The sequence below is a fragment of the Sagittula sp. S175 genome (assembly GCF_049800975.1).
In the GTDB taxonomy this organism is placed as follows: Bacteria; Pseudomonadota; Alphaproteobacteria; order Rhodobacterales; family Rhodobacteraceae; genus Sagittula.
The window spans coordinates 141,046-145,670 of sequence record NZ_JBNAGB010000005.1; the positions used below are offsets into that span (position 1 = coordinate 141,046).

At 66.9% G+C, this 4,625-nt stretch carries 5 protein-coding genes; 4 read left to right on the forward strand and 1 reads right to left on the reverse strand.

Going from position 1 to position 4,625, the window contains the following annotated elements:
- Window positions 1-324 precede the first annotated feature (324 nt).
- Window positions 325-1,011, reverse strand: coding sequence for a response regulator transcription factor (locus ACP16H_RS08540; protein WP_425071861.1), 687 nt, complete (start codon window positions 1,009-1,011; stop codon window positions 325-327).
- Between the two features lie 160 nt (window positions 1,012-1,171).
- On the opposite strand from ACP16H_RS08540, the gene ribA reads away from it, so the two are divergent.
- From ribA to ACP16H_RS08560, 4 genes are read left to right on the forward strand one after another with little or no spacing between them, the layout of a single operon-like run.
- The gene (gene ribA / locus ACP16H_RS08545; RefSeq protein WP_425071862.1) at window positions 1,172-2,248 is read left to right on the forward strand and encodes a GTP cyclohydrolase II; all 1,077 of its coding nucleotides are present in this window, start codon (window positions 1,172-1,174) and stop codon (window positions 2,246-2,248) included.
- Window positions 2,249-2,273: 25 nt separating this feature from the next.
- Window positions 2,274-2,882: a hypothetical protein gene (locus tag ACP16H_RS08550; RefSeq protein ID WP_425071863.1), complete on the forward strand. Its 609-nt coding sequence runs from the start codon at window positions 2,274-2,276 to the stop codon at window positions 2,880-2,882.
- 46 nt (window positions 2,883-2,928) lie between these two features.
- On the forward strand, window positions 2,929-3,930 hold the full coding sequence (locus ACP16H_RS08555) for an LLM class flavin-dependent oxidoreductase (RefSeq protein WP_425071864.1): 1,002 nt from the start codon (window positions 2,929-2,931) through the stop codon (window positions 3,928-3,930).
- Complete coding sequence (locus tag ACP16H_RS08560; protein WP_425072006.1) at window positions 3,930-4,439, forward strand: L,D-transpeptidase family protein; 510 nt, start codon at window positions 3,930-3,932, stop codon at window positions 4,437-4,439. The genes ACP16H_RS08555 and ACP16H_RS08560 overlap by 1 nt, the downstream gene beginning before the upstream one ends.
- Window positions 4,440-4,625: the final 186 nt, after the last annotated feature.

Here is a 4,625-nt window from a genome sequence, read left to right on the forward strand (position 1 = left end):
CGGCGGGGGGGCGGGGGGGCGGGGGGCGCCCCCCCCCCCCCGGGGGGGGCGGGTCCGCGGGCCCGCCGCCGGTCGCCTGAGCGAAGCGAAGGCGAAATACCTCGACCAGATCCGGAAAAGAAAAAAGCCCGGGCAAAAGCCCGGGCCAAGTCCAACAGGGAGGTGCATATGATGACCCGCATATGCGACGGGAACCCTTGGGATCAGTCTGAAGATATGCGCCCGATGCCGCTTTGATCTGCGTCAAGGCTTATCCATCAATCCCTAAACTTCGATATATGTTCCCGGCACCTATCCGGGAAGACCGACCTAGGTATCGTGACGTTACGACACCAGGCGGTAGCCACCCGACTCCGTCACCAGCAAACGCGCGTTCGAGGGATCGGGTTCGATCTTTTGGCGCAGGCGGTAGATGTGCGTCTCGAGCGTATGGGTCGTCACACCCGCGTTGTAGCCCCAGACCTCGTGCAGCAGCGTGTCGCGCGGCACCACGCCGTCGGTCGAGCGGTAGAGGAACTTGAGGATGTTCGTCTCCTTCTCGGTCAGGCGGATCTTCTTGTTGTCCTCTGTTTCCAGCATCTTCATCGCCGGTTTGAAGGTGTAGGGGCCAACGTTGAAGACCGCGTCCTCGGACTGTTCATGCTGGCGCAGCTGGGCGCGGATACGGGCCAGCAGGACGGGAAACTTGAACGGTTTCGTCACGTAGTCGTTCGCCCCGGCATCGAGGCCAAGGATCGTGTCGGCATCGGAATCGTGCCCGGTCAGCATGATGATCGGCGACTTGATCCCCTGCTTGCGCATCAGGCGGCACAGCTCGCGCCCGTCCGTGTCGGGCAGTCCGACGTCGAGGATGATAAGATCGTAGATCTGCTCCTTGGCCCGCACCATGGCGGTGGCGGCGCTGTCGGCTTCGAAAACCTCGAAGTCCTCGGTCATCACCAGTTGTTCGGCCAGCGCCTCGCGCAGGTCCTCGTCGTCGTCCACCAGCAGGATGTTCCGCAGTTGCGCCATCGTGATGCTCCCGTGAAGTATGGTTGCCTTTCCGGGCAGATGGCGGCAAGCAGGGGCGCTGACAAGGAATGTGGCAGAGCTTTCACGGTCTCGTGTCCTGCGGGGGCTTTTGTTACAGAAATTGCAGGAATTTGTAACGGGGCGGCGCGGGGACGGCGGCATGAAACCGGATCTGAACGAGACTTTGGCACGCGCACGCGGCGATCTGAGGATGGGCGTGCCGGTGGTGCTGACGGGGGCGGCGGGCGCCGTGCTCGTGGCCTCGGCCGAGACCCTGTCGCGGGCGCGGCTGGCCGAGATCCTGACGCTGGGGCCGGTCGATCTGGCGCTGACGGATCGGCGGGCCGAGACGCTGAAGGCGCGCGCCTATGACGGCGATGTGGCCCGGGTGGTGGTGCCCGAGGACGCGCGGCTCGACTGGGTGCATGGTCTGGCGGACCCGTCCGAAGACCTGTCGAATCCAATGAAAGGCCCCTTGCAGACCCGGCGTGGCGGCGATGCGGCCCTGCACCGTCTGGGCATCGCCCTGTGCAAGGCCGCGCGCCTGCTGCCTGCCGCGCTGGTGGCGCCCGTGGGCATGACGTTTGCCGCGCAGAACGGGCTGGTGGTGGTGGATGCGGGCAGCGCTGCCCCGTTGATGGCCGAATTGCCGGCGCTGGAGCATGTGGTTTCGGCGCGTGTCCCGTTGCGCGCCGCTGAAAATGCGCGCCTGCACATCTTTCGCCCCGCCGACGGATCGGACGAGCATTACGCCATCGAGGTCGGCCGCCCGGATCGTGCCAGGCCGGTGCTGGCACGGCTGCACTCGGCCTGTTTCACCGGCGACCTGCTGGGCTCGTTGAAATGCGACTGCGGGCCACAGCTGAACGCGGCGCTGGGGCAGATGGGGCAGGAGGGCGAGGGTGTGCTGCTCTACCTCCAGCAGGAGGGGCGCGGCATCGGTCTGGCCAACAAGATGCGGGCCTACGCGCTTCAGGATCAGGGGTTCGATACCGTCGAGGCCAACCACCGCCTGGGCTTCGAGGATGACGAACGCGATTTTCGGCTTGGCGCGCAGATCCTTGGAAAGCTGGGATTTTCCAGCGTGCGCCTTATGACCAACAACCCGGCCAAAATCGCCATGATGGGAGCCTGCGGCGTGCAGGTGACGGAGCGGGTGCCGCTGAAGGTCGGCCTGTCGGAACACAACGCGCGCTACCTGGCGGTGAAGGCCGAGAAATCCGGCCACTTGTTCTGAGGCGCGCGGCGCGGCAGGCTGCGCCATGACCTTGCAGAACCGATGTGATCCCTGGGGCCGCTTTCATGCCGTTCCCGCCCGTGGCGGCCTGATGGGCAATCGCGGCATCCTGCATGATGCCTCCCGGCAGGTGGTGCGCAGCCATGCGGGCGATCTCTGGATCCACTGCGTGTTGTCCTTCAAGGGGCGCCGCCGTGTGCCGATGTCGCCGGGGACCTACACGGAGCTGTTCTTTCTCGACGAAGTGACGGCCCTGTCCGCCGGGCATCGGCCCTGCGGGGAATGCCAGAGAGCGCGGTATGGCGACTTTGTCGCGGCCTGGACGGCGGCGCTTGGCGGCCCGCGGGATGGGCGCACCATGTCCAAAACCATGGACCGCGCGCTGCATCGGTCACGGGTGAACCGGCAGGGCAAGATCATCTTTGAGGCTGAGGCCGGGACCCTGCCGGAGGGGACCATGGTGCAGATCGGTCGGGATGCGGTGGCGCTGTGGCGGGGCCGCGCGTGGTGCTGGTCCTTCGAGGGCTATTCCGAAACGCGGCCGCCAACCGGCCGCGTGGCGGTGTTGACGCCCGAACCTATTGTTGCGGTCCTGCGCGCGGGATACGTGCCGCAGACATGCATTCCGACTTGAACTGACCGGTTCGGATGCCCATCCTCGGTGCAAAGGAGTCGCACCGATGCACTATTCCCTGCTCGACCTCGCCCCCGTGCCGGAGGGGTCTTCCACCGCTGACGCGCTGCGCAACAGTGGCGATCTGGCGCAACATGCCGAGCGCTGGGGCTACCACCGTTACTGGCTTGCGGAACATCACAACATGCCCGGCATCGCCTCGGCGGCGACCGCCGTCCTGATCGGTCACGTGGCCGGGCTGACAAAGACCATGCGCGTGGGCGCGGGGGGGATCATGTTGCCGAACCATGCGCCGCTGGCGGTGGCAGAGGCCTTCGGCACTTTGGCGACGCTGTATCCCGGTCGGATCGACCTTGGCCTCGGACGCGCGCCGGGCGGCGATCATGCGGTGATGCGGGCGCTTGGCGTGCATCCGGAGCGGTCCGAGAATTTCCCGCAGGAGGTACAGGAACTGCAGGCGCTGTTCGGTCCGCGCATCGAGGGCCGATCCGTGCGTGCCCATCCGGGAGAGGCAACAGAGGTGCCTTTGTGGATCCTTGGGTCGTCGCTGTACGGCGCACAGGTGGCGGCGGCTCTGGGGTTGCCCTATGCCTTTGCCTCGCATTTCGCGCCGGCGGCGCTGGAGCAGGCCTTCGAGGTCTATCGGCGCTACTTCCAGCCCTCCGACAGGATGGCGAAACCCTATGCCATGCTGGCGATCAACGTCTTCGCTGCCGAGACCGAAGCTGGAGCGCGCCGCCTGCGCACCTCCATGCAGCAGGCGTTCTACAGGCTGCGGACGGGCACGCCGGGCAAGCTGCCCGCGCCGGTGGATGACCTGTCGTCGGTGGTCCCGGCGGGCGCGATGCCGGCCCTGAATGAAGCGCTGCGGGTGACGGCGGTCGGCGATCCGGGGCAGGTGGAAACACAGCTGTGCGCGCTGATCGAGGCGCATCGCCCCGACGAGGTCATCCTCACCGGCAACATCCACGATCACGCCGCGCGGCTGCGCTCCTTCGAAATCGCGGCACAGGCCATGCAGCGGATCACCCGCGCAAAGGCTGCATGATGTCCCCGGACGACATGGTGCTGACGCCTACGGGCCTGCGGTTCCGTGGCCGGATGTGGCCCTGCACGATCGGGCGGGGCGGCGTCTCGGGCCGCAAGCGCGAGGGCGATGGTGCCACGCCTGCCGGGGTCCATGCCATCACGGGAATGCTCTACCGCCCCGACCGTGTCGCGCGCCCCGTGCCCTGGGCCGTGCCGATCCGTCCGGGCGACCTGTGGTCCGACGATGCGAACCATGAGGATTACAACCTCATGGTCCGCGCGCCCTATCCCCACAGCCACGAAAAGCTGCGCCGCGCCGACCGGCTGTATGATCTGGTGCTTTTGACCGACTGGAACTGGCCGCAAGTCACGCGCGGCCATGGCTCGGCCATCTTCCTGCACCGCTGGCGCCGCCCCGGCTTCCCGACCGAAGGCTGCGTCGCTTTCCGTCCCGACCACCTGCTGCGGATCGCCCGCGCTCTTACGCCGCAAACGCGCCTCATCGTACCGGAGGCCCTGGCCGGATAGGGCAAAAGGGGGGGGCGCTGCCCCCCGTCCTGCGGACTCCCCCCGGAGGTATTTTGACCAAGAAGAAGCACAAGAGCGCGCGCTCCTGCTTCTTTGGTTTCACAAATACCTCGGAGGGGTCCGGGGAGGCAGAGCCTCCCCGGGCGCGCGCCCAAGGCGCGCCCGTGGATCGACGCGCGCACCGCG